The organism is Rubrivivax sp. JA1026 (genome assembly GCF_011065555.1).
Classification (GTDB): domain Bacteria; phylum Pseudomonadota; class Gammaproteobacteria; order Burkholderiales; family Burkholderiaceae_C; genus Rubrivivax; species Rubrivivax benzoatilyticus.
In genome coordinates this window covers 125,459-142,154 of the sequence record NZ_JAALCQ010000012.1, presented here as the reverse complement: position 1 = coordinate 142,154, position 16,696 = coordinate 125,459, and the positions used below count along the sequence as shown (strand labels likewise).

The 16,696-nt window shown below is 71.4% G+C and carries 21 protein-coding genes; 7 read left to right on the top strand and 14 right to left on the bottom strand.

Annotated features, from left to right (window positions below):
• The first annotated feature begins 341 nt into the window (after positions 1–341).
• On the top strand, positions 342–1,469 hold the full coding sequence (locus G5B56_RS18665) for a GGDEF domain-containing protein (RefSeq protein WP_029718371.1): 1,128 nt from the start codon (positions 342–344) through the stop codon (positions 1,467–1,469).
• Positions 1,470–1,722: 253 nt separating this feature from the next.
• Positions 1,723–2,364, top strand: a complete 642-nt coding sequence (locus G5B56_RS18660) for a hypothetical protein (protein WP_164964208.1) — start codon at positions 1,723–1,725, stop codon at positions 2,362–2,364.
• Here the strand turns inward: G5B56_RS18660 and G5B56_RS18655 are convergent.
• From G5B56_RS18655 to mltG, 7 genes are all read right to left on the bottom strand, one after another.
• Entirely contained in the window at positions 2,303–2,509 is a 207-nt protein-coding gene (locus G5B56_RS18655) for a hypothetical protein (protein ID WP_081467607.1), read from the bottom strand. The two genes, G5B56_RS18660 and G5B56_RS18655, sit on opposite strands and share 62 nt — an antisense overlap.
• Positions 2,510–2,626: 117 nt before the next feature.
• Positions 2,627–3,283, bottom strand: coding sequence for an ankyrin repeat domain-containing protein (locus G5B56_RS18650; protein ID WP_009856918.1), 657 nt, complete (start codon positions 3,281–3,283; stop codon positions 2,627–2,629).
• Between the two features lie 73 nt (positions 3,284–3,356).
• Complete coding sequence (locus G5B56_RS18645; RefSeq protein WP_009856919.1) at positions 3,357–4,151, bottom strand: TatD family hydrolase; 795 nt, start codon at positions 4,149–4,151, stop codon at positions 3,357–3,359.
• A 46-nt stretch (positions 4,152–4,197) separates the two neighbouring features.
• A complete protein-coding gene (locus G5B56_RS18640; RefSeq protein ID WP_050801748.1) occupies positions 4,198–4,602 on the bottom strand; it encodes a PilZ domain-containing protein in 405 nt (134 codons plus the stop codon).
• Entirely contained in the window at positions 4,599–5,615 is a 1,017-nt protein-coding gene (locus tag G5B56_RS18635) for a DNA polymerase III subunit delta' (RefSeq protein ID WP_237704867.1), read from the bottom strand. The genes G5B56_RS18640 and G5B56_RS18635 overlap by 4 nt, the downstream gene beginning before the upstream one ends.
• Positions 5,612–6,229 (bottom strand): dTMP kinase, encoded by a 618-nt coding sequence (gene tmk / locus G5B56_RS18630; RefSeq protein WP_009856922.1) that lies wholly within the window; start codon positions 6,227–6,229, stop codon positions 5,612–5,614. The genes G5B56_RS18635 and tmk overlap by 4 nt, the downstream gene beginning before the upstream one ends.
• Positions 6,226–7,242, bottom strand: coding sequence for an endolytic transglycosylase MltG (gene mltG / locus G5B56_RS18625; RefSeq protein WP_310731945.1), 1,017 nt, complete (start codon positions 7,240–7,242; stop codon positions 6,226–6,228). The genes tmk and mltG overlap by 4 nt, the downstream gene beginning before the upstream one ends.
• A 44-nt stretch (positions 7,243–7,286) precedes the next feature.
• Between mltG and G5B56_RS18620 the strand changes: the two genes are divergently transcribed.
• On the top strand, positions 7,287–8,213 hold the full coding sequence (locus G5B56_RS18620) for a folate-binding protein YgfZ (protein WP_164964207.1): 927 nt from the start codon (positions 7,287–7,289) through the stop codon (positions 8,211–8,213).
• Positions 8,213–8,488 carry a DUF4936 family protein gene (locus G5B56_RS18615; RefSeq protein WP_164964206.1) on the top strand — a complete coding sequence of 92 codons (276 nt, stop codon included), beginning with the start codon at positions 8,213–8,215 and terminating at the stop codon, positions 8,486–8,488. Before G5B56_RS18620 ends, G5B56_RS18615 begins: the two co-directional genes overlap by 1 nt.
• 19 nt (positions 8,489–8,507) lie before the next feature.
• Here G5B56_RS18615 and G5B56_RS18610 read toward each other — a convergent pair whose 3' ends face one another.
• Positions 8,508–8,966, bottom strand: a complete 459-nt coding sequence (locus G5B56_RS18610; protein ID WP_009856926.1) for a GNAT family N-acetyltransferase — start codon at positions 8,964–8,966, stop codon at positions 8,508–8,510.
• A complete protein-coding gene (locus G5B56_RS18605) occupies positions 8,963–9,874 on the bottom strand; it encodes an alpha/beta hydrolase (protein ID WP_164964205.1) in 912 nt (303 codons plus the stop codon). The genes G5B56_RS18610 and G5B56_RS18605 overlap by 4 nt, the downstream gene beginning before the upstream one ends.
• Positions 9,875–9,925: 51 nt before the next feature.
• Here G5B56_RS18605 and G5B56_RS18600 point away from each other — a divergent pair, with 51 nt between their 5' ends.
• The gene (locus tag G5B56_RS18600; protein WP_164964204.1) at positions 9,926–11,074 is read left to right on the top strand and encodes an iron-containing alcohol dehydrogenase; all 1,149 of its coding nucleotides are present in this window, start codon (positions 9,926–9,928) and stop codon (positions 11,072–11,074) included.
• A gap of 1 nt (position 11,075) precedes the next feature.
• Here G5B56_RS18600 and G5B56_RS18595 read toward each other — a convergent pair whose 3' ends face one another.
• The 4 genes from G5B56_RS18595 to G5B56_RS19980 all read right to left on the bottom strand — a co-directional run bounded on the left by G5B56_RS18595 (position 11,076) and on the right by G5B56_RS19980 (position 14,391).
• A complete protein-coding gene (locus G5B56_RS18595; protein WP_164964203.1) occupies positions 11,076–11,987 on the bottom strand; it encodes an L-lactate dehydrogenase in 912 nt (303 codons plus the stop codon).
• 171 nt (positions 11,988–12,158) lie between these two features.
• Positions 12,159–13,454, bottom strand: coding sequence for an isocitrate lyase (gene aceA / locus G5B56_RS18590; protein WP_009856930.1), 1,296 nt, complete (start codon positions 13,452–13,454; stop codon positions 12,159–12,161).
• 217 nt (positions 13,455–13,671) lie between these two features.
• Entirely contained in the window at positions 13,672–13,947 is a 276-nt protein-coding gene (locus G5B56_RS19985; protein ID WP_240920849.1) for a hypothetical protein, read from the bottom strand.
• An 87-nt stretch (positions 13,948–14,034) separates the two neighbouring features.
• Entirely contained in the window at positions 14,035–14,391 is a 357-nt protein-coding gene (locus G5B56_RS19980; RefSeq protein ID WP_240920848.1) for a glutamine amidotransferase-related protein, read from the bottom strand.
• 62 nt (positions 14,392–14,453) lie between these two features.
• On the opposite strand from G5B56_RS19980, the gene G5B56_RS18580 reads away from it, so the two are divergent.
• Together G5B56_RS18580 and G5B56_RS18575 are read left to right on the top strand one after the other, a co-directional pair.
• A complete protein-coding gene (locus G5B56_RS18580; RefSeq protein ID WP_009856932.1) occupies positions 14,454–15,410 on the top strand; it encodes an agmatinase in 957 nt (318 codons plus the stop codon).
• Between the two features lie 78 nt (positions 15,411–15,488).
• On the top strand, positions 15,489–16,013 hold the full coding sequence (locus G5B56_RS18575) for a hemerythrin domain-containing protein (RefSeq protein WP_029718366.1): 525 nt from the start codon (positions 15,489–15,491) through the stop codon (positions 16,011–16,013).
• Positions 16,014–16,069: 56 nt separating this feature from the next.
• On the opposite strand, the gene G5B56_RS18570 is transcribed toward G5B56_RS18575, so the two are convergent.
• Positions 16,070–16,561: an Lrp/AsnC family transcriptional regulator gene (locus tag G5B56_RS18570; protein WP_009856934.1), complete on the bottom strand. Its 492-nt coding sequence runs from the start codon at positions 16,559–16,561 to the stop codon at positions 16,070–16,072.
• Between the last annotated feature and the right edge of the window lie 135 nt (positions 16,562–16,696).

The window sequence follows — 16,696 nt, the reverse complement described above, 5'->3', positions numbered from 1 at the left end:
CGCTTCGCGGGTGTCGCGGCGGGCAAGGGCGCCCGGGGTCCGACGCGGCGCCGCCATGCCGGGCTTGCGCAGCGATACTGTATGCCCATACAGTTACGTATCTTCACCGGAGCCGCCGCCATGAACACCGCCGCGAAGTACCGCCAGACCTACCGTCCCGCGCCGCCGGCTCCGGCCTGGTTGCGGCGCTTCTGGCTTCTGTTCTGAGCCGCTCGCCGTGCGTGGCAGACGCTGCGCGCACGGCGGCTCCCGTCGCCGGGGCGCGGGCTTGCATGACATCTGTCGCCCCGGCTGCGTCATCGCAGCTTCATCTATCGGTCGTACAGCCGATAACAAGGCGAATGGCGCGCCGTCAAGTCTCCTGGAGTGCGCTCGTGCTCGGCACGAGCCACGGCCGCCGCACGCGCGTCTCCCAGTCGCTGCTGGCGATGCCGCCGCTGCTGCTGATCCACGCGCTGCTCGTGCTCGCGTGGCGCCAGGGTGTGCTGCCGGGCGCGACGGTCGCGTGGTACGTCGCCGTCACGCTCGTCGGCTGCGTGGCCTTCTACGCCGCGGTGCGCAGCGGCCTGGGGGAGCGGGCCCGCGTCGAGCCGTCGCTGAGCGCGCCGCAGATGGTGTTCGCGATGCTCTGCACCGCCAGCGCTTACGCCTTGTGCGGGCCCTACCGGTCAGCGCTGCTGTGCCTGATGCCGCTGATCCTGTGTTTCGGCATCTTCGCGCTGGAGTCGCGTGCGTCGCGTGCGCTGGCCAACTTCGGCATCGTGCTGATGGGCGGCGTGATGGCCGCCCTGGCGGCCGAGTCGCCGCAGTCGCACCCGGCACTGGTGGAGGCCGCGAGCTGGGCCTTCCTCGCCACGTCGATGACGATGATGCAGGTTCTGTCCGACCGTCTGAGCCGCTTGCGCTCGCGGCTGACGCGCCAGAAGAACGAGCTGAGCCAGGCGCTGGAGCGCATCCGGCTGCTGGCCACGCGCGACACCTTGACCGGCCTGCTGAACCGGCGCGCCGCGATGGACGAGCTTCGGCGAGCGGCAGGGCAGGCGGCCCGACACGAACGCCCGCTGGTCGTTGCGCTGGTCGACCTGGACCGCTTCAAACAGATCAACGACGGCCATGGCCACCAGACCGGCGACCGCGTGCTCCAGGCCTTCGCCGACGTCGCCCAGCGAGAACTGCGCGCCGAGGACTGCGTCTCGCGCTGGGGAGGCGAGGAGTTCCTCTTCATCCTGCCCGACACCTCCGAGGACGAGGCCTGTGCCTGCCTGGAGCGCGTGCTGGCGGTGTGCGCCGAGATCATCGTCGACGGCCTGCCGACGAACTGGCGGATCGGCTTTTCCGCCGGCGTCGCGCGCTGCCTGGGGCCTGCCGACCTGGAGCCCGCCATCGAACGTGCCGACCGGGCGATGTACCGCGCCAAGCTGGCCGGCCGCGGACGCATCCATCGCGCGCAGCCTCCCGAGACGCGCTGAGCGGCGTTGCGGCTTGCAGGTGCCGCCATCGTGTGGGCGGTGCGGAAAGCTGAAGACGCCAGGCTGCTGTGCGACCGCATATTTGACATAATATACATTGTCGTTGTTTCGGCCCCATCGCTGCTGTCGGATTTCGTTACATCTTCTCCCTGAGAACATCGTCACCCTCGCTAAGTGCCTGTGCCGACACGCCGTTTCTTCGAGGGCTCGGCTTTTGCTAGCGCGTGCGGTCCATCTTGCAAGCCCCCATCCCATGATTCGTGTGCCTGGGTCGCCCCGTGCGGCCGTCGTGTCGCTGGCTTTCGGCGCCTCGTGCTGCCTCGCGGCACCGGCCACGGGTGTTCCGGACACCCCGCCTGCGGCGCCGGGTCCGTCGGCTTCGACGGCCACGGCCGGCGGCATCGACGTCGTGCCCGGCGCGTCGCAGACCATCCGCCTGCTGCTGGAACTGCAGAACGGCCAGCCGCAAGCCGCGACCGGCAGCGACGGCACCAACCCGGCGCGCGCAAGACCGCAGGACAGCGCTCGCAGCGGCACGGCCGCCGTGATGCAGGAGCCGCAGGAGCACGACGTCGCTGGCGGCCACACCGAGGCCGCGGCCGAGCCGTCGACCCAGTGGACCGGAGGCCCGGCCGGCGCCGGTGGCGAACCGTCAGCTGCGCCCGCGCCCAGCCCGGTGCGCAGCGCCGAGCCGTCTGCCGTGCGACGCGCCGTCGCCTATCTGCGCGAGCACCGCCTGCAGGTCTTCGTCGGCGGGCTGATCGTCCTGGCGGTGGCCGCCGTCGGCACCGTCGTCTCGGCGCGCCAGCGTTCGGCGCGCGCGCGACGGCGTGTCACTGCAGATCCGGTTCGCCCGACTCGTCATCGTCGTCCGCAGTCACCTCCGAGCCGATGACGGCGCGGAGCACCGGACGGTCCAGCGGGCGGCAGATCCGGCGGTTCAGCTGACCCAGTCGTTCGGAACGCTCGATCGCGGCGAGCACGACCTCGGGATTCATCATCAGCGTGAACGGATTGCTGCGAGACGTGATGCGGGCCATGGCGGACCTCCCGTTGGCCGGCGATTCCGGCTGATCTCAATGTACGGGCGGCGGCTCGGCCTGCCGAGTCGGGCCGATGCCATGGCGGATGTCGGCGGCTTTCCGACAAGCGTGCTGTCAGCGCCGCGCCGCGCCGGCCTTGGCGGCGGCGTCGAGCTGGTCGGCCAGCGCGTCGTGGCCGGTCTGGCGGGCGAAGTCGGCGGCACTGAGGCCGCGGGCGTTGCGCAGTGCCGGGTCGGCGCCCAGGCCGAGCAGCGCCAGGGCGTTGCGCTGGTCGCCGTAACCGGCGGCCATCATCAGCGGCGTGCTGCCGTTGGGTGATCGGGCGTCGATGCGGGCGCCCAGCGCGACCAGCCGGGTGACGATGCGCATGTCGGGCCCGCTGGCCGCGTAATGCAGCGGCGTCCAGCCCTCGCGGTCGATCGCGGCCCCCCGCGCGACGAGGCGCTCGACCCAGTCCAGCCGGCCGTGGATCGCCGCCATCATCAGCGCCGTCTCGCCGCGGGCACTGGCGCGGTCGATGTCGATGCGCGGGTCCTGCAGCAGACGCTGCGCGACACGATCGGCGCGCTCCTTGATCGCCAGCGCCAGAGCGAGCTCACCCTGCTCGCTGACCGAGTTCGGGTCGAAGCCGCGCTCGAGCAGCCGGCTCACGGCGCTGTCGTTGTCGATCTGGACCGCGCGGAAGAAATCGACGTAGGAATCGGCTGCGGCGGGAAAAACGCTCAGTGCGACAGCTGCCTGTAGGATGAACTTCAACCAACGCTTGAACATCTGGACAGATCCCGATCTTCCGAGAAAACTCATTTCAGGACAGCAACTTGTGGCCTGAAGCTGAAGTGTCTTCTCAAGCCTGCGCAGAGGCCGTCGAGACCCTGAACAGCCGCTCGAAGTTGCGTGTCGTCGCGGCGCCCACCTCGGCCGGGTCCAGCCCCTTGAGCTCGGCGAGCCTGGCCGCGACGTGGGCGACGTAGGCCGGCTCGTTGGTCCTGCCGCGGTGCGGCACCGGGGCCAGGTAGGGACTGTCGGTCTCGATCAGGCAGCGATCGAGCGGCACCTCCAGCGCCACCGCGCGCAACTCCTCGGCGTTGCGGAAGGTCAGGATGCCGGAGAACGAGATGTGGAACCCCAGGTCCAGCGCCGCACGCGCGACCTCGCGCGTCTCGGTGAAGCAGTGGAAGACGCCGCCGACCGCCTCCGCGCCCTCCTCTTTCAGGATCGCCAGCGTGTCCTCGGCCGACGACCGCGTGTGCACGACCAGCGGCAGGCCGGTCTCGCGCGCGGCGCGGATGTGCACGCGGAAACGCTCGCGCTGCCACGCCATGTCGGCCAGGCTGCGGCCGTTGAGCCGGTAGTAGTCCAGCCCGGTCTCGCCGATGGCGACGACACGGTCGCGGCGGGCCAGCGCCACCAGCGTCGACAGGTCGGGCTCGGCCTGGCCTTCGGTGTCGGGATGCACGCCGACGCTGCACCACAGCTCGCGGTGGGCCAGCGCCAGCGCATGCACGGCCTCGAACTCCTCGAGCGTGGTGCAGATCGTCAGCGCGGCGTGCACGCCGGCGGCGGCCATGTCGGCCAGCACGGCGTCGACGCGGCCGTGCAATTCAGGAAACGTCAGGTGGCAGTGCGAGTCGACGAACATGGGCAATGCAGGACCGTGCTCGCGCCGGCCGGGTGTCACGACGGGGTCAGATCGTCTGCGTCGGCTTGGACGAGGAGATCGACGTGCCGAGCACTTCCTCGATCTTCAGCCGCAGCGCGCGGGTCTTCTCGTCGGCCGGGAAACGCACGCCGACGCCCTGGGTGCGGCCGCCGGAGGCGTTGGCCGGGGTGATCCAGGCGACCTTGCCGGCGACCGGGTAACGCTGCGGGTCCTCGGGCAGCGACAGCAGCAGGTAGATGTCGTCGCCCAGCCGGTAGTCACGCGTGGTCGGCACGAACAGCCCGCCTTCGCTGAGAAAGGGGATGTAGGCCGCGTACAGCGCGCCCTTCTCGCGGAACACCAGCTGGATCACGCTGGGGCGGCTCTGCAGGCCGGCTGGCGCCGTGGCCGGGCCCAGCCCGCCAAGTCTCGACGGCACGCGATCTGTCATGAGCGCAGTGTAAGCGCGGCGCTCGCCTGGGCGACCAGCGCGTCGACCAGCAGCGGCTCGTGCCAGGGGTGCTCGTCGTGGCGGGCGACGCGCTGCAGCGCCTGATGCCAGTCGTGCAGCGCCTGCGGACTGCGCGCACGCGGCACGCTGCCGGCCGGGAAGTAACGCGGCGCGGCGCCCGCGCCGATCGCCGCCGCGTCGTGGCAGAGCTTCTGCAGCGCGTCGACGATGCGCGGCACCGGCCAGCCCGAAACGGCCTGCGCCTGGCCGCGCGCCAGCGCCGCCGGCAGCGCGCGCCAGGCCGCGGCGCTGACACCGTCGGCAGCCAGCGCCTGGGCATCCAGGGGCCGGCCGGCGGCCGCGGCCAGCAGCACCTCGGGTTCGGCGACGCCCTGCCCGGCCAGCCAGTCCAGCGCCTGCGCCGTCGGCGGGGCGGCCAGCGCGACGCGGTGGCAGCGGCTGCGCACGGTGGGCAGCAGGTGCTGCGGGTCGCCGGCGCCGAGCAGCAGCCGGGTGCCGGGCGGCGGCTCCTCCAGCGTCTTCAGCAGCGCGTTGGCGGCCTGCAGGTTGATCGCCTCGGCCGGATGCAGCACGACGACCTTGCCGCGGCCGCGCGAGGTGGTGCGCGCCACCCAGTCGATCGCGTGGCGGATCTCGTCGATGCGGATCTGGCGGCTGGGTTTCTTCTTGCCTTCGTCCTCGGTCTTGTCCCCCGGGGCCGGCCAGGCATGGCTCTGGCGGGCCGTCGCAGGCATCAGCACCAGCAGGTCCGGGTGCAGCTTGCTCTGCACGAGATGGCAGCTCGGGCAGCGGCCGCAGGCCGGGCGCGGATGGCCGTCGTGGCCCTCGCACAGCCAGCTCTGCGCCAGCGCGACGGCGAAATGCAGCGTGCCGACACCGGCCGCGCCGTGCAGCAGCAGCGCGTGGCCACGCTGGCGTGCCAGCGTGTCGGCCAGCGGCGCGGCCAGCCAGGGCAGCGGCGGCGCGCCGTGTTCGTCGACGACCAGGTTCACCACGGGCCGCGAGACTCCAAGGCGGCTTCGAGCTGCGCCCGCACCGCGTCGGGCGTGGCTGCGGCGTCGAGGATCACGAAGCGGCCCGGGTCGGCCGCGGCGCGGCGGGCGTAACCCGAGCGCACACGCTCGAAGAAGGCCTCGTCCTGGCTCTCGAAGCGGTCGGGTGCACGCACCGCGGCGCGGCGCGCGGCAGCGACCGCCGTCGGCAGGTCGAACCACACGGTCAGGTCGGGCTGGCGGCCCTGCTGGACCCAGGTTTCCAGCGTGGCGAGCACGCCGAGGTCGAAGCCGCGGCCGGCGCCCTGGTAGGCGAAGGTCGCGTCGGTGAAACGGTCGCAAAGCACGACGGCACCCGCAGCCAGCGCCGGCTCGATGCGCGTGGCGAGGTGGTCGCGACGTGCGGCGAAGACCAGCAGCGCCTCGGTCAGCGCGTCCATCGGCTGGTGCAGCACCAGTTCGCGCAGGCGTTCGGCGAGTTCGGTGCCGCCGGGCTCGCGCGTCACCAGCACCTCGCGGCCACGCTCGCGCAGCCAGCCGGCCAGCCACTCGATGTGCGAGCTCTTGCCGGCGCCGTCGATGCCTTCGAAGCTGAGGAAGCGGCCCGCCGTCACTTGCGGCCGCGCTGGAACTGGTTCACCGCGCGATTATGGGCGTCCAGCGTTTCGCTGAACTGGCTGCTGCCGTCGCCGCGGGCGACGAAGTACAGCGCCTTGGTCGCCGCCGGCTGCACCGCGGCGCGCAGCGAGGCGCGCCCGGGCATCGCGATCGGCGTCGGCGGCAGGCCGGGACGGGTGTAGGTGTTGAACGGGCCGTCGGTTTCCAGGTGCACGCGGCGCAGGTTGCCGTCGAAACGTTCGCCCAGGCCGTAGATGACGGTCGGGTCGGTCTGCAGCGGCATGCCGACACGCAGCCGGTTGGTGAACACGCCGGCAACCAGCGAACGGTCGGCCTCGCGGCCGGTCTCCTTCTCGACGATCGAGGCCAGCGTCAGCGCCTGCTCGGGCGTCTTCAGCGGCAGGTCGGCGGCGCGTTCGGCCCAGGCAGCGTCCAGTTCCTGCTGCATCTTGGCGTAGGCGCGCTTCAACACCAGCAGGTCGCTGACGCCGACGCTGTAGGCGTAGGTGTCGGGGAAGAAGCGGCCTTCGGGCGCGATGCCGGGCGCGCCGATCGCGGCCATCAGCTCGGCGTCGCTCATCTGCGCGGTGGTCGGCTTCAGCCGCGGCGCCTTGGCGAGCTCGGCACGGAACTGGCGCCAGGTCCAGCCTTCGATCAGGCGCACGGTGGCGAGCTGCTCGTCACCCTCGACCATCTTGGCCAGCAGCGTGCGCGGCGTCGCGCCGGGTTCGACGGCATAACTGCCGGCGCGGATGCGGCGCGCCTCGCCCGACCAGCGGAACCACTCGTAGAGCAGGCGCGGCGACGTGACGACGCCGGCGCGCACCCAGGCCTCGGCGATCTGCCGCGGCGGCGTGCCGGCTTCGACCGAGACTTCCACCGTCGGCGCGGCCAGCTCCAGCGGGCGGCCGAGCCACCACAGCGCGATGACCACGCCGACCAGCGGCAGCAGCAACAAGGACAGGATCGCAGCCTGCCACCGGCCCGAGCCGGACCCCCTTCTAGACATGGGCGGCGATGATAATGGGCCGCATGAAGTCAACCGTCGCTGCCATGTCAAAGCTCCAGGGTGCCGTTCGTCTGACCGACTGGGGCGTGATTCGGGCCTCCGGCAACGATGCCGCCGCCTTTCTGCAAGGCCAGTTGACGCAGGAGGTTCTGCGCCTGGATGCGGGCACCGTGCGCCTCGCCGGTTACTGCTCGGCCAAGGGCCGGCTGCTGGCCAGTTTCGTCGTCTGGCGCCGCGGCCCGGCCGAGTTCCTGCTGGCCTGCAGCGCCGACCTGCTGCCAGCCGTGCTCAAGCGGCTGAAGATGTTCGTGCTGCGCGCCCAGTGCCAGCTTGAGGACGCCAGCGCCGAATGGCCGCTGTGGGGGCTGGCCGGTGACGCGGCGGCGGCCGCGCTCGGTGCCGGGGCGCCGGCTGCGGCCTGGCGGCGCGTCGCGCCCGACGAAGCCAGCGAGCTGCTGCGCCTGGACGACGTGCAGGGCGTGCCGCGCTGGCTGTTCGCCGGCGCCGAGCCGCCGGTGCTGCCGGCGCTGGCGCCCGAAGCCTGGGCCTGGCTGGAGGTGCAGAGCGCGGTGCCGCGCATCGTCGCCGCCACCGTCGAGCAGTTCGTGCCGCAGATGGTGAACCTGGAACTCGTCGGCGGCGTCAACTTCCAGAAGGGCTGCTACCCCGGCCAGGAGATCGTCGCGCGCAGCCAGTACCGCGGCACGCTCAAGCGCCGCGCCTTCCTGTTCGACGCCGACGCCCCGGCCGCCCCTGGCCAGGACGTCTATGCCGCCGACGATCCGGCACAGCCGGCCGGCATGGTCGTCGCCGCGGCGCCGGCACCCGACGGCTCCGGCGCCTGGGCGGTGCTGGCCGAAACCAAGATCGCCGCGCTGGCCGACGGTGTCGCGCTGCACCTGGGCGCCGCCGACGGCCCGGCGCTGCGCCCGGCCGCCCTGCCCTACGCCATCCCGGCGGCCGAGGCCTGATGGCCGCGCCGGCGCGGCGTTACGTCTACTACCGCGTCGCCGAACGCGACGTCGAGGCTTGCGCGGTGGCGGCGCGCGCCGCCTTCGCAGCGCTGCCCTTTGCCGTCGAGCTGTTGCGCCGGCCAGAGGTCCGAGACGGCCTGGCGACGCTGATGGAAGTGCACGGCGCTGCTGACGAACGCGAGGCCGACACCGCCGAGGCGCACCTGGCGACGGCGCTGGCACCGTGGATCGTCGGCGAGCGCCACGTCGAGCGCTTCGTGCCGCTGGCCTGAACTTGCGCCGCGCACCGGCTCAGATCCGGCGGCGCATCTCCTGGTGCACGATGCCGGCCTCGACGAAGCTCGGGCCGACGGCCTCGAACCCCGCCCGGTCGTAGAAGCCGATCGCGCTCTCTTGCGCGTGCAGCATCACCGTGGCGTGGCCCGCGGCGCGCGCGGCGTCGATCAGGGCGTCGAGCACCCGGCGGCCGAGACCACCGCCTCGGTGCGCCGCCAGCACGGCCATGCGGCCCACACGCACCACGCCCGGCTCGTCGCTGGTCAGCCAGCGCCCGGTGGCCACCGGCACGCCATCCGCGCAGGCGACGACGTGCAGCGCGCCGGCGTCGGCCGCGTCCCATTCCAGTTCGGCCGGGATGCCCTGCTCGACGACGAAGACCGCGCTGCGCACGGCCTGCGCGTCGGTGCCGAGTTCGGCCCAGGTGCCGACGCGCAGCGTCGTCGGCGATCGGAAGGTGTCGTGCGTCGTCATGGGTTCCAGGCGTGTTTCAGCGCCGCGGCAGCCTGTTCGAGAGCCATGGCGGCCTCGGGCAGCGCGCGGCCCATCTTGATGAAGTCGTGGGTCAAACCGCGCGCGATCTCCAGCGCCACCGGCACGCCGGCGAGGCGCAGCCGGTCGGCGTAGGCGATGCCTTCGTCGACCAGCGGGTCGCATTCGGCCAGCAGCAGGCAGGCCGGCGCGACGCCATCCAGGTCCTCGGCCTCCAGCGGCGCGAAACGCCAGTCGCGGCGGTGGTGGTGGTCGATGTAATGGTCGAAGAACCAGGCGATCGTCGCGGCGTCGATCAGGAAGCCGTTGGCGAACAGCGTGTGGCTGGCGGTGTCGGCGTGCGCCGTCGTGCCCGGCGTCACCAGCAGCTGCAGCGCCAGCGGCAGGCCGAGGTCGCGGGCGTGGATCGCGCAGACCGCGGCCAGCGTGCCCCCGGCGCTGTCGCCGCCGACCGCCAGCCGGGAGCCGTCCAGCCCCAGCGTGCCGGCGTTCGCGGCCAGCCAGGCCATCGCCGCCCAGGCGTCGTCGACCGCGGCCGGGAAACGGTGCTCGGGCGCCAGGCGGTAGTCCAGCGCGACGATGGCGCCGCCGCTGCGCCGCGCGAGCTGGCGGCACAGGCTGTCGTGGGTCTCCAGGCTGCCGACGACGAAGCCGCCGCCATGCAGGTACAGCAGCAGCGGCAGGCGTTCGTGCGACGGCGCGTAGAGCCGCGCGCGCAGCGCCGTGCCGTCGGCGGCGGGGATCGTGAAGTCCTCGACACGGGCCAGCGGCGCACGCGGCAGGTCCAGCACTTCGGCGGCGGTTTCGTAGGCGGCGCGGGCGGCCGCGGGTTCCATCGCATGGAAGGGCCTGCGCTCGGCGCGGCGGATGCGTTCGAGCAGGCCCGCCATTGCGGGTTTCAGCAGATGCGTTCCCAAGGTGGCCGCGAGGATACTGGCCCGATGGCCCGAATGTTCTACGTCACCCAGATCGACCTCGATTTCGGCGCGGTGCGCCTGCTGCGCGCCGAGTGCGAACGCACCGGCATGCGCCGCCCGCTCGTCGTCACCGACGCCGGCGTGCGTGCCGCCGGCGTGCTGCAACCGGCGCTGGACGCGCTCGGCGACCTGCCGCACGCGGTCTACGACGGCACGCCGTCCAACCCGACCGAAGCCGCGGTGCGCGAGGCCGTGCGCGTCTGGCGCGAACACGGCTGCGACGGGCTGGTGGCCGTCGGTGGCGGCTCGTCGATCGACCTGGCCAAGGGCGTCGCGATCGCCGCGACGCACGACGGCCCGCTGGCGCACTACGCGACGATCGAAGGCGGCAGCGCACGCATCAGCGAGCGTGTCGCGCCGCTGATCGCGGTGCCGACGACCGCCGGCACCGGCAGCGAGGTCGCACGCGGCGCGATCGTCATCGTCGACGACGGCCGCAAGCTGGGTTTCCACAGCTGGCATCTGGTGCCCAAGGCCGCGCTGCTCGACCCCGAGCTGACGCTGGCGCTGCCCCCGAAGCTGACCGCGGCCACCGGCATGGACGCGATCGCGCACTGCATCGAGACCTTTCTCGCGCCGGCGCCGATCCCGCCGGCCGATGGCATCGCGCTCGATGGCCTGGCACGCGGCTGGGCGCACATCGAACGTGCGACCCGCGACGGCCAGGACCGCGAGGCGCGCTGGAACATGATGAGCGCCAGCATGCAGGGCGCGCTGGCCTTCCAGAAAGGCCTGGGCTGCGTGCATTCGCTGAGCCACGCGCTGGGCGGTGCCGACCCGCGGCTGCACCACGGCAGCCTGAACGCGGTCTTCCTGCCGGCGGTGCTGTGTTTCAACGCCAAGGCCGAGTCGGTGCGTCGCGACAAGCGCATGCAGCACCTGGCGCAGGCGATGGGCCTGCCGGGTTGCGGCGACGACGGCGCCGAAGTCGCCGAGGCCGTGCGCGCGCTCAATGCCCGCCTCGGCCTGCCGGCGCGGCTGGCCGAGATGGGCGTCACGCGCGAGCTGTTCGACAAGGTCGTGGCCGGCGCGCTGGCCGACCACTGCCACAAGACCAATCCGCGGCTGGCCAGCGCCGAGGACTACCTCGCAATGCTCGAAGCGTCGATGTAGTTCAGGCCGGCGCCAGCTGCGACCAGGCGTCGCGCAGCACCTGCGCCGAATGCGCCAGGGCCTCGGCTTCGTCGTCGGCGAGCGACGGCGGGATCACCTTCGTCGCGCCGTCGCGGCCGACGATCGCCGGCAGCGACAACGCGACACCGTCCAGCCCCTCGCCCGCGTGGCAGCGTGTGACGGTCAGCACGCGGTGCTCGTCACGCACGATGGCGCGCACCAGGTCGGCGGTGACGAGGCCGATCGCGTGGTTCGTGACCCCCTTGCGCTGGATGATCTCGTAGGCCGCGCGCTTGACCTCGTGGCCCAGGCGCTGTTCGTCGTCGCGCGTCCAGCCCGGCCAGTCGCGCAGCGGCCGGCCGCCGACCTGGGCGCCGGACCATTGCACGATCTCGGAGTCGCCGTGTTCGCCCAGCACCTGGGCGTGCACCGAACGCGAGTCCACCGCCAGCCGTTCGGCCAGCGCCTGGCGCAGGCGCGCGGTGTCGAGCATCGTGCCGGTGCCGAGGACACGCTCCGGCGGAAGCCCCGAGGACTGCTGCAGCACGCGCGTCAACACGTCGACCGGGTTGGAGATCGCGACGATGATCCCCGCATGGCGGCCGACGACGCGGCCGATGTCGCTGGCGACGCGGAAGTTGTCGGCCAGCAGCTGCAGCCGCGATTCGCCCGGACGGCCGTTGCGGCCGGCGGCGAAGACGACGACGTCGCAACGCGAGACCTCGTCGAGGTCGACCGCACGCACCGTGGCGCGTGGGTAGTACGGCGCGCCCTGCGCCAGGTCCATCGCCTCGCCTTCGGCGCGCGCGGCGTCGCGGTCGTGCAGCAGCAGTTCACGCGTGACGCCGCCGTGCAGCAGCGAGACCGCCACGCTGGCGCCGACATAACCGACGCCGATGATTCCGACTTTCATCGAGTCACCTCCTGGCGGGCCATGCTACGCCGCCGGGCTTCCCGCGGGGCAAATCCCGACTTCGCATGGCAAAACGGCACGACCCTCGCGGGCCGTGCCGTTCGCCTGTCTCCTCTGGCTTCCTCTCGGAACCGGTTGCGCGCCGGGCGCTGCGGCCCGGCGCGGGGCGCGTCAGTGCGCGCCGTCGAGGAACTGCTCGTCCTCGGTCGAACCCTTCAGCGCGGCCGTCGAGGCCTGCTTCTCGATCGTCGTCGTCACGGCGTCGAAGTAGCCGGTGCCGACCTCGCGCTGGTGCTTCACCGCGGTGAAACCACGCTCGGCGGCGGCGAACTCCTTCTGCTGCAGTTCGACGAAGGCCGTCATGTTGTCGCGGGCGTAGCCGTAGGCCAGGTCGAACATGCCGTAGTTCAGGCTGTGGAAGCCGGCCAGCGTGATGAACTGGAACTTGTAGCCCATCGCGCCCAGCTCGCGCTGGAACTTGGCGATCGTCGCGTCGTCGAGGTTCTTCTTCCAGTTGAACGACGGCGAGCAGTTGTAGGCCAGCAGCTTGCCCGGGAACTTGGCGTGGATCGCGTCGGCAAAGGCCTTGGCGAACGCCAGGTCGGGCTTGCCGGTCTCGCACCAGATCAGGTCGGCGTACGGCGCGTAGGCCAGGCCGCGGCTGATCGACTGCTCGAGGCCGTTCTTCGTGCGGAAGAAGCCTTCGACGGTGCGCTCGCCGGTCAGGAAGGGCTGGTCGTTCTCGTCGACGTCGCTGGTCACCAGGTCGGCGGCCTCGGCGTCGGTGCGCGCCAGCAGCACGGTCGGCGTGCCCATCACGTCGGCGGCCAGGCGGGCGGCGACGAGCTTGCTGATCGCTTCACGCGTCGGCACCAGCACCTTGCCACCCATGTGGCCGCACTTCTTGACGGCGGCGAGTTGGTCCTCGAAGTGCACGCCGGCGGCACCGGCGTCGATCATGGCCTTCATCAGCTCGAAGGCGTTGAGCACGCCGCCGAAGCCGGCTTCGGCGTCGGCGACGATGGGCGCGAAGAAGTCGATGTCGTTCTTGCCTTCGCTCCACTGGATCTGGTCGGCACGCTGGAAGGTCGCGTTGATGCGCTTGACGACCTTGGGCACCGAGTCCACCGAGTACAGCGACTGGTCGGGATACATCTCGCCGTTGCTGTTGGCGTCACCGGCGACCTGCCAGCCCGACAGGTAGATCGCCTTCAGGCCGGCCTTGACCTGCTGCATCGCCTGGTTGCCGGTGAGCGCGCCGAGCGCGTTGATGAACGGCTCGTTGTTGATCAGCGTCCAGAGCTTCTCGGCACCACGCTTGGCGAGCGTGTGCTCGATGGCGAGCGAGCCGCGCAGGCGCACCACGTCGGCGGCGGTGTAGCCGCGCTTGATGCCTTTCCAGCGCGGGTTCTCGGCCCACTCTTTTTCGAGTGCGGCGGCCTGTTGTTCGCGGGTCGGTTGCGTCATCGGAAGACTCCTGGTCCAAGGGAGAAACGATGACGCAAGCGTACCCTTCGCGACGCGCGCTGCCAAGACTTCTGTCTTATATAAGACAAAAGATTGAGTCTAGACAAATCAATGACTTAGCAAGAAAGTCCCGCGATGCGAGATCGCTTTCTTTCATATGGTGCATTTTGCTGCGGTGCAGCGTCGCCCGATCCCGCGATGCGGAAGAAGCCTTCCATCACGTGAGATCGATGCCGCTCGCCGCCAGCCAGCGCCGGTAAAGGCCATCGGCCAGGCCTTGCTGCGCGGCCAGTGCGGCCAGGCCGTGCCGACGCATGGCCTCGCCGTCCTGCACGCTGGCGTGCGCTCCGAGCGCCTGCCGATAGCGCGGGCCGTCGTCGCACGACCATCGCGCCAGCTTCTCGGCGTCCTGCTCGACATGGAACTGCAGCGCCAGGTGCGGGCCGATCGCGAAGGCCTGGTTCGGACAGGCTGCGCTGCCGGCCAGGCGCACGGCGTCACGCGGCAGCTCGAACGCCTCGTAGTGCCACTGGAAGACCGTGTACTGCCGCGCCTCGCCGAACCAGGCGCGCGCGACGTCCTAGTCGGCGACGTCGATCGGCAACCAGCCGATCTCGGGGGCCGGCGACTCGACGACACGCGCACCGAGTGCCCGCGCCATCAGCTGCCCGCCTAGGCAGTGGCCGATCACCGGCCGCGAGCGCTGCATCGCGTCGAGGATCAGGCGCTCGCCGGCGCGCAGCGCCGACAGCGGGTCGTTGGCGCTCATCTCGCCGCCCAGCAGGGCCAGCGCGGCATAGGCTTCGGTCGATTCGGGGAAGGCCTCTCCGGCCTCGGCGTTGCGGACCTCGAAGGCGACGCCACGCGCGCGCAGCCACGTCGCCAGAAAGGCCGGCCCGTCGCTCGACTGGTGCTGCAGCACGAGCACCGGCTTCATCGCCCGCGCTTCCTTATGATGGCTGCCACTGCGGCGCGATCGCGCCGCTGCCCTCCCGTCCGATGAGCCACTTCGCCTTCCTTTCCGATCACGCCTCGTTCCTGAAGGTGCCGACGCGCGAGGCCGCGCCGGCGATGCCGTTCTGCGTCGCCGGCGTCGCCTGGGACGGCGCGGTGACCAACCGGCCCGGTGCACGCTTCGGGCCACGCGCGATCCGCGCCGCCAGCCACATGCTCTGCGACGCCACGCATCCGCTGTTCGGCACGTCGCCGATCGGCGCGCTGGCCGACGCCGGCGACCTGCCGCTGCCCAACACCTCGATCGAGGGCATGCGGCGTGCGCTGCAGCCCGCGGCGGCGGAACTGATCGCCGCCCACCACATGGCCTGGCTGGGCGGCGACCACTCGATGACGCTGCCGCTGCTGCGCGAGTACCGCGCCCGGCTCGGCCGGCCGCTGGCGGTGATCCATTTCGACGCCCATTGCGACACCTGGGAAGACCACTTCGGCGAGCCCTCGGGCCACGGCACCTGGGTGCACGAGGCCTTCGTCGAAGGCCTGGTCGATCCTGCCTGCTTCGTCCAGGTCGGCATCCGCTCGGCCGCGGTGCGCGAGGCCCGCGACTACGTGCCCGACCGGGGCGGCCTGTTCTTCGGCGCGCGCGAGCTGCGCGGCCTGGAGAGCCCGGCGCAACTGGCTCCGGTGCTGGCCGCGGTGCGCGAGCGTTTCGCCGCGCACGGCATGCCGCCGGTCTATCTGTCGCTGGACATCGACTGCCTGGATCCGGCGTTCGCGCCCGGCACCGGCACCCCGGAACCGGGTGGCATGAGCACCAACCAGGTGCTGACGCTGCTCGAGGAGTGGGCAGACCTTGCTTTCGTGGGCATGGATTGCGTCGAGGTCTCGCCGCCGTACGATCATGCGGAACTCGCGTCGTCGGCCGCCGCGACCTTCGTCTGGACCTACCTGTCCGGCCGGCTGTCCCAGGCCCCGACCGGAGCAGGAGCGGTGCGCCGGTGACGGCGAACCGAACTTGATCCCGCGCAAGTCCGGCACTTTGCTCGTTCGAACAATCAGGAAAACCCTGAAGGAGTCGCGATGGTTGCTAGCTCTGGAACCAAGGCCCGTCCCGCCCGCATCCCGGCGCCGCCGGTTCCGCCTTTCGAGGCGCTCGACCGCACGCATGCCCGCGTGATCGAGGTGCTGGGCCAGTTCGACCGCCTGCTGGCGCACATCGACGAGAACGGTGCCGACGAGGTGGCGCGCGCCAGCGCCGCCGAGATCCACGCGTTCTTCAGCGGCCACGCCCGCCAGCACCACGCCGACGAAGAGCGTTTCGTCTTCCCGCAGCTGCTGGCCAAGGGCGATGCCGAACTGGTGCAGAGCATCAAGCGTCTGCAGCAGGACCACGGCTGGCTCGAGGAAGACTGGCTGGAGCTGGCGCCGCAGATCGAGGCCATCGCCGAGGGCTACAACTGGTACGACCTGGTGATGCTGCGCCACGCGCTGCCGGTCTTCACCGCGCTCTACTACGAGCACATCGGCCTGGAGGAGTCGCTGGTCTACCCGGCGGCCCGGCGCCACCAGGCCTCGCTGGAGGAAGGCGCGAAGTCGCGCGGCTGAGCGGCATCGTCTCCAGCCGACGCGGGCGCCCGAGGGCGCCCGTTTTCGTTGTGGCGTCACAGCGGCAAGGCGCTGGTCTTCTTCACGGTGCGCAGCACCAACATGGAGTTGGAGCGCACCACGCCGGGCAGGCGGGGCAGCACCTCGGCGTGGAAACGCTCCAGGTCCTCGGCGTCGCGGTAGGTGAAGCGCACCAGGTAGTCGTTGGCCCCGGCGACGTAGAAGCAGTCGAGGATCTCCGGCGTGTCCTTCACCGCGCGCTCGAAGGCTTCGAGCTTGCCCGGCTGCGTGCTCTCCAGGTTGACGATGGTGTAGCTCGTGCCGTGGCGACCGATGGCGCGTGGATTGAGCAGCGCGACGTAGCGGTCGACGACGCCCTGCTCCTCCAGCGCCTTGACGCGCCGCAGGCAGGCCGACGGCGACAGGTGAACACGCTGCGCGAGGTCGACGTTGGACAGCCGGCCGTCGATCTGCAGTTCCTGCAGGATGGCCCGGTCGATCGCGTCGAGTTTGGCAGGCCATTGCGGCGATGCTTCGCTAGTTCGCATGAAATTGCGCTTTCCGTCAGTTCGATCGCATCATAGTGCGTTGCCACGGGCCAACCCGCATCGACCGAGCACGCACATTGCTAACGGTCCTGGCTAGACTGAGGCCGGGTCCCGCACCCGTCTTCCCACGTCGAA

Excerpts from the sequence above, each read along its gene's own strand:
- G5B56_RS18600 (WP_164964204.1), top strand. The coding sequence starts at position 9,926 with ATGGCCCGAATGTTCTACGTCACCCAGATCGACCTCGATTTCGGCGCG.
- G5B56_RS18655 (WP_081467607.1), bottom strand. The coding sequence starts at position 2,509 with ATGGCCCGCATCACGTCTCGCAGCAATCCGTTCACGCTGATGATGAAT.
- G5B56_RS18595 (WP_164964203.1), bottom strand. The coding sequence starts at position 11,987 with ATGAAAGTCGGAATCATCGGCGTCGGTTATGTCGGCGCCAGCGTGGCG.
- G5B56_RS18640 (WP_050801748.1), bottom strand. The coding sequence starts at position 4,602 with ATGACAGATCGCGTGCCGTCGAGACTTGGCGGGCTGGGCCCGGCCACG.
- G5B56_RS18570 (WP_009856934.1), bottom strand. The coding sequence starts at position 16,561 with ATGCGAACTAGCGAAGCATCGCCGCAATGGCCTGCCAAACTCGACGCG.
- G5B56_RS18620 (WP_164964207.1), top strand. The coding sequence starts at position 7,287 with ATGTCAAAGCTCCAGGGTGCCGTTCGTCTGACCGACTGGGGCGTGATT.
- G5B56_RS18665 (WP_029718371.1), top strand. The coding sequence starts at position 342 with ATGGCGCGCCGTCAAGTCTCCTGGAGTGCGCTCGTGCTCGGCACGAGC.
- G5B56_RS18580 (WP_009856932.1), top strand. The coding sequence starts at position 14,454 with ATGAGCCACTTCGCCTTCCTTTCCGATCACGCCTCGTTCCTGAAGGTG.
- G5B56_RS18660 (WP_164964208.1), top strand. The coding sequence starts at position 1,723 with ATGATTCGTGTGCCTGGGTCGCCCCGTGCGGCCGTCGTGTCGCTGGCT.
- G5B56_RS18605 (WP_164964205.1), bottom strand. The coding sequence starts at position 9,874 with ATGGCGGGCCTGCTCGAACGCATCCGCCGCGCCGAGCGCAGGCCCTTC.
- aceA (WP_009856930.1), bottom strand. The coding sequence starts at position 13,454 with ATGACGCAACCGACCCGCGAACAACAGGCCGCCGCACTCGAAAAAGAG.
- G5B56_RS18650 (WP_009856918.1), bottom strand. The coding sequence starts at position 3,283 with ATGTTCAAGCGTTGGTTGAAGTTCATCCTACAGGCAGCTGTCGCACTG.
- mltG (WP_310731945.1), bottom strand. The coding sequence starts at position 7,242 with ATGTCTAGAAGGGGGTCCGGCTCGGGCCGGTGGCAGGCTGCGATCCTG.
- G5B56_RS18615 (WP_164964206.1), top strand. The coding sequence starts at position 8,213 with ATGGCCGCGCCGGCGCGGCGTTACGTCTACTACCGCGTCGCCGAACGC.
- G5B56_RS18610 (WP_009856926.1), bottom strand. The coding sequence starts at position 8,966 with ATGACGACGCACGACACCTTCCGATCGCCGACGACGCTGCGCGTCGGC.
- G5B56_RS19980 (WP_240920848.1), bottom strand. The coding sequence starts at position 14,391 with ATGAAGCCGGTGCTCGTGCTGCAGCACCAGTCGAGCGACGGGCCGGCC.
- G5B56_RS18645 (WP_009856919.1), bottom strand. The coding sequence starts at position 4,151 with ATGTTCGTCGACTCGCACTGCCACCTGACGTTTCCTGAATTGCACGGC.
- G5B56_RS18575 (WP_029718366.1), top strand. The coding sequence starts at position 15,489 with ATGGTTGCTAGCTCTGGAACCAAGGCCCGTCCCGCCCGCATCCCGGCG.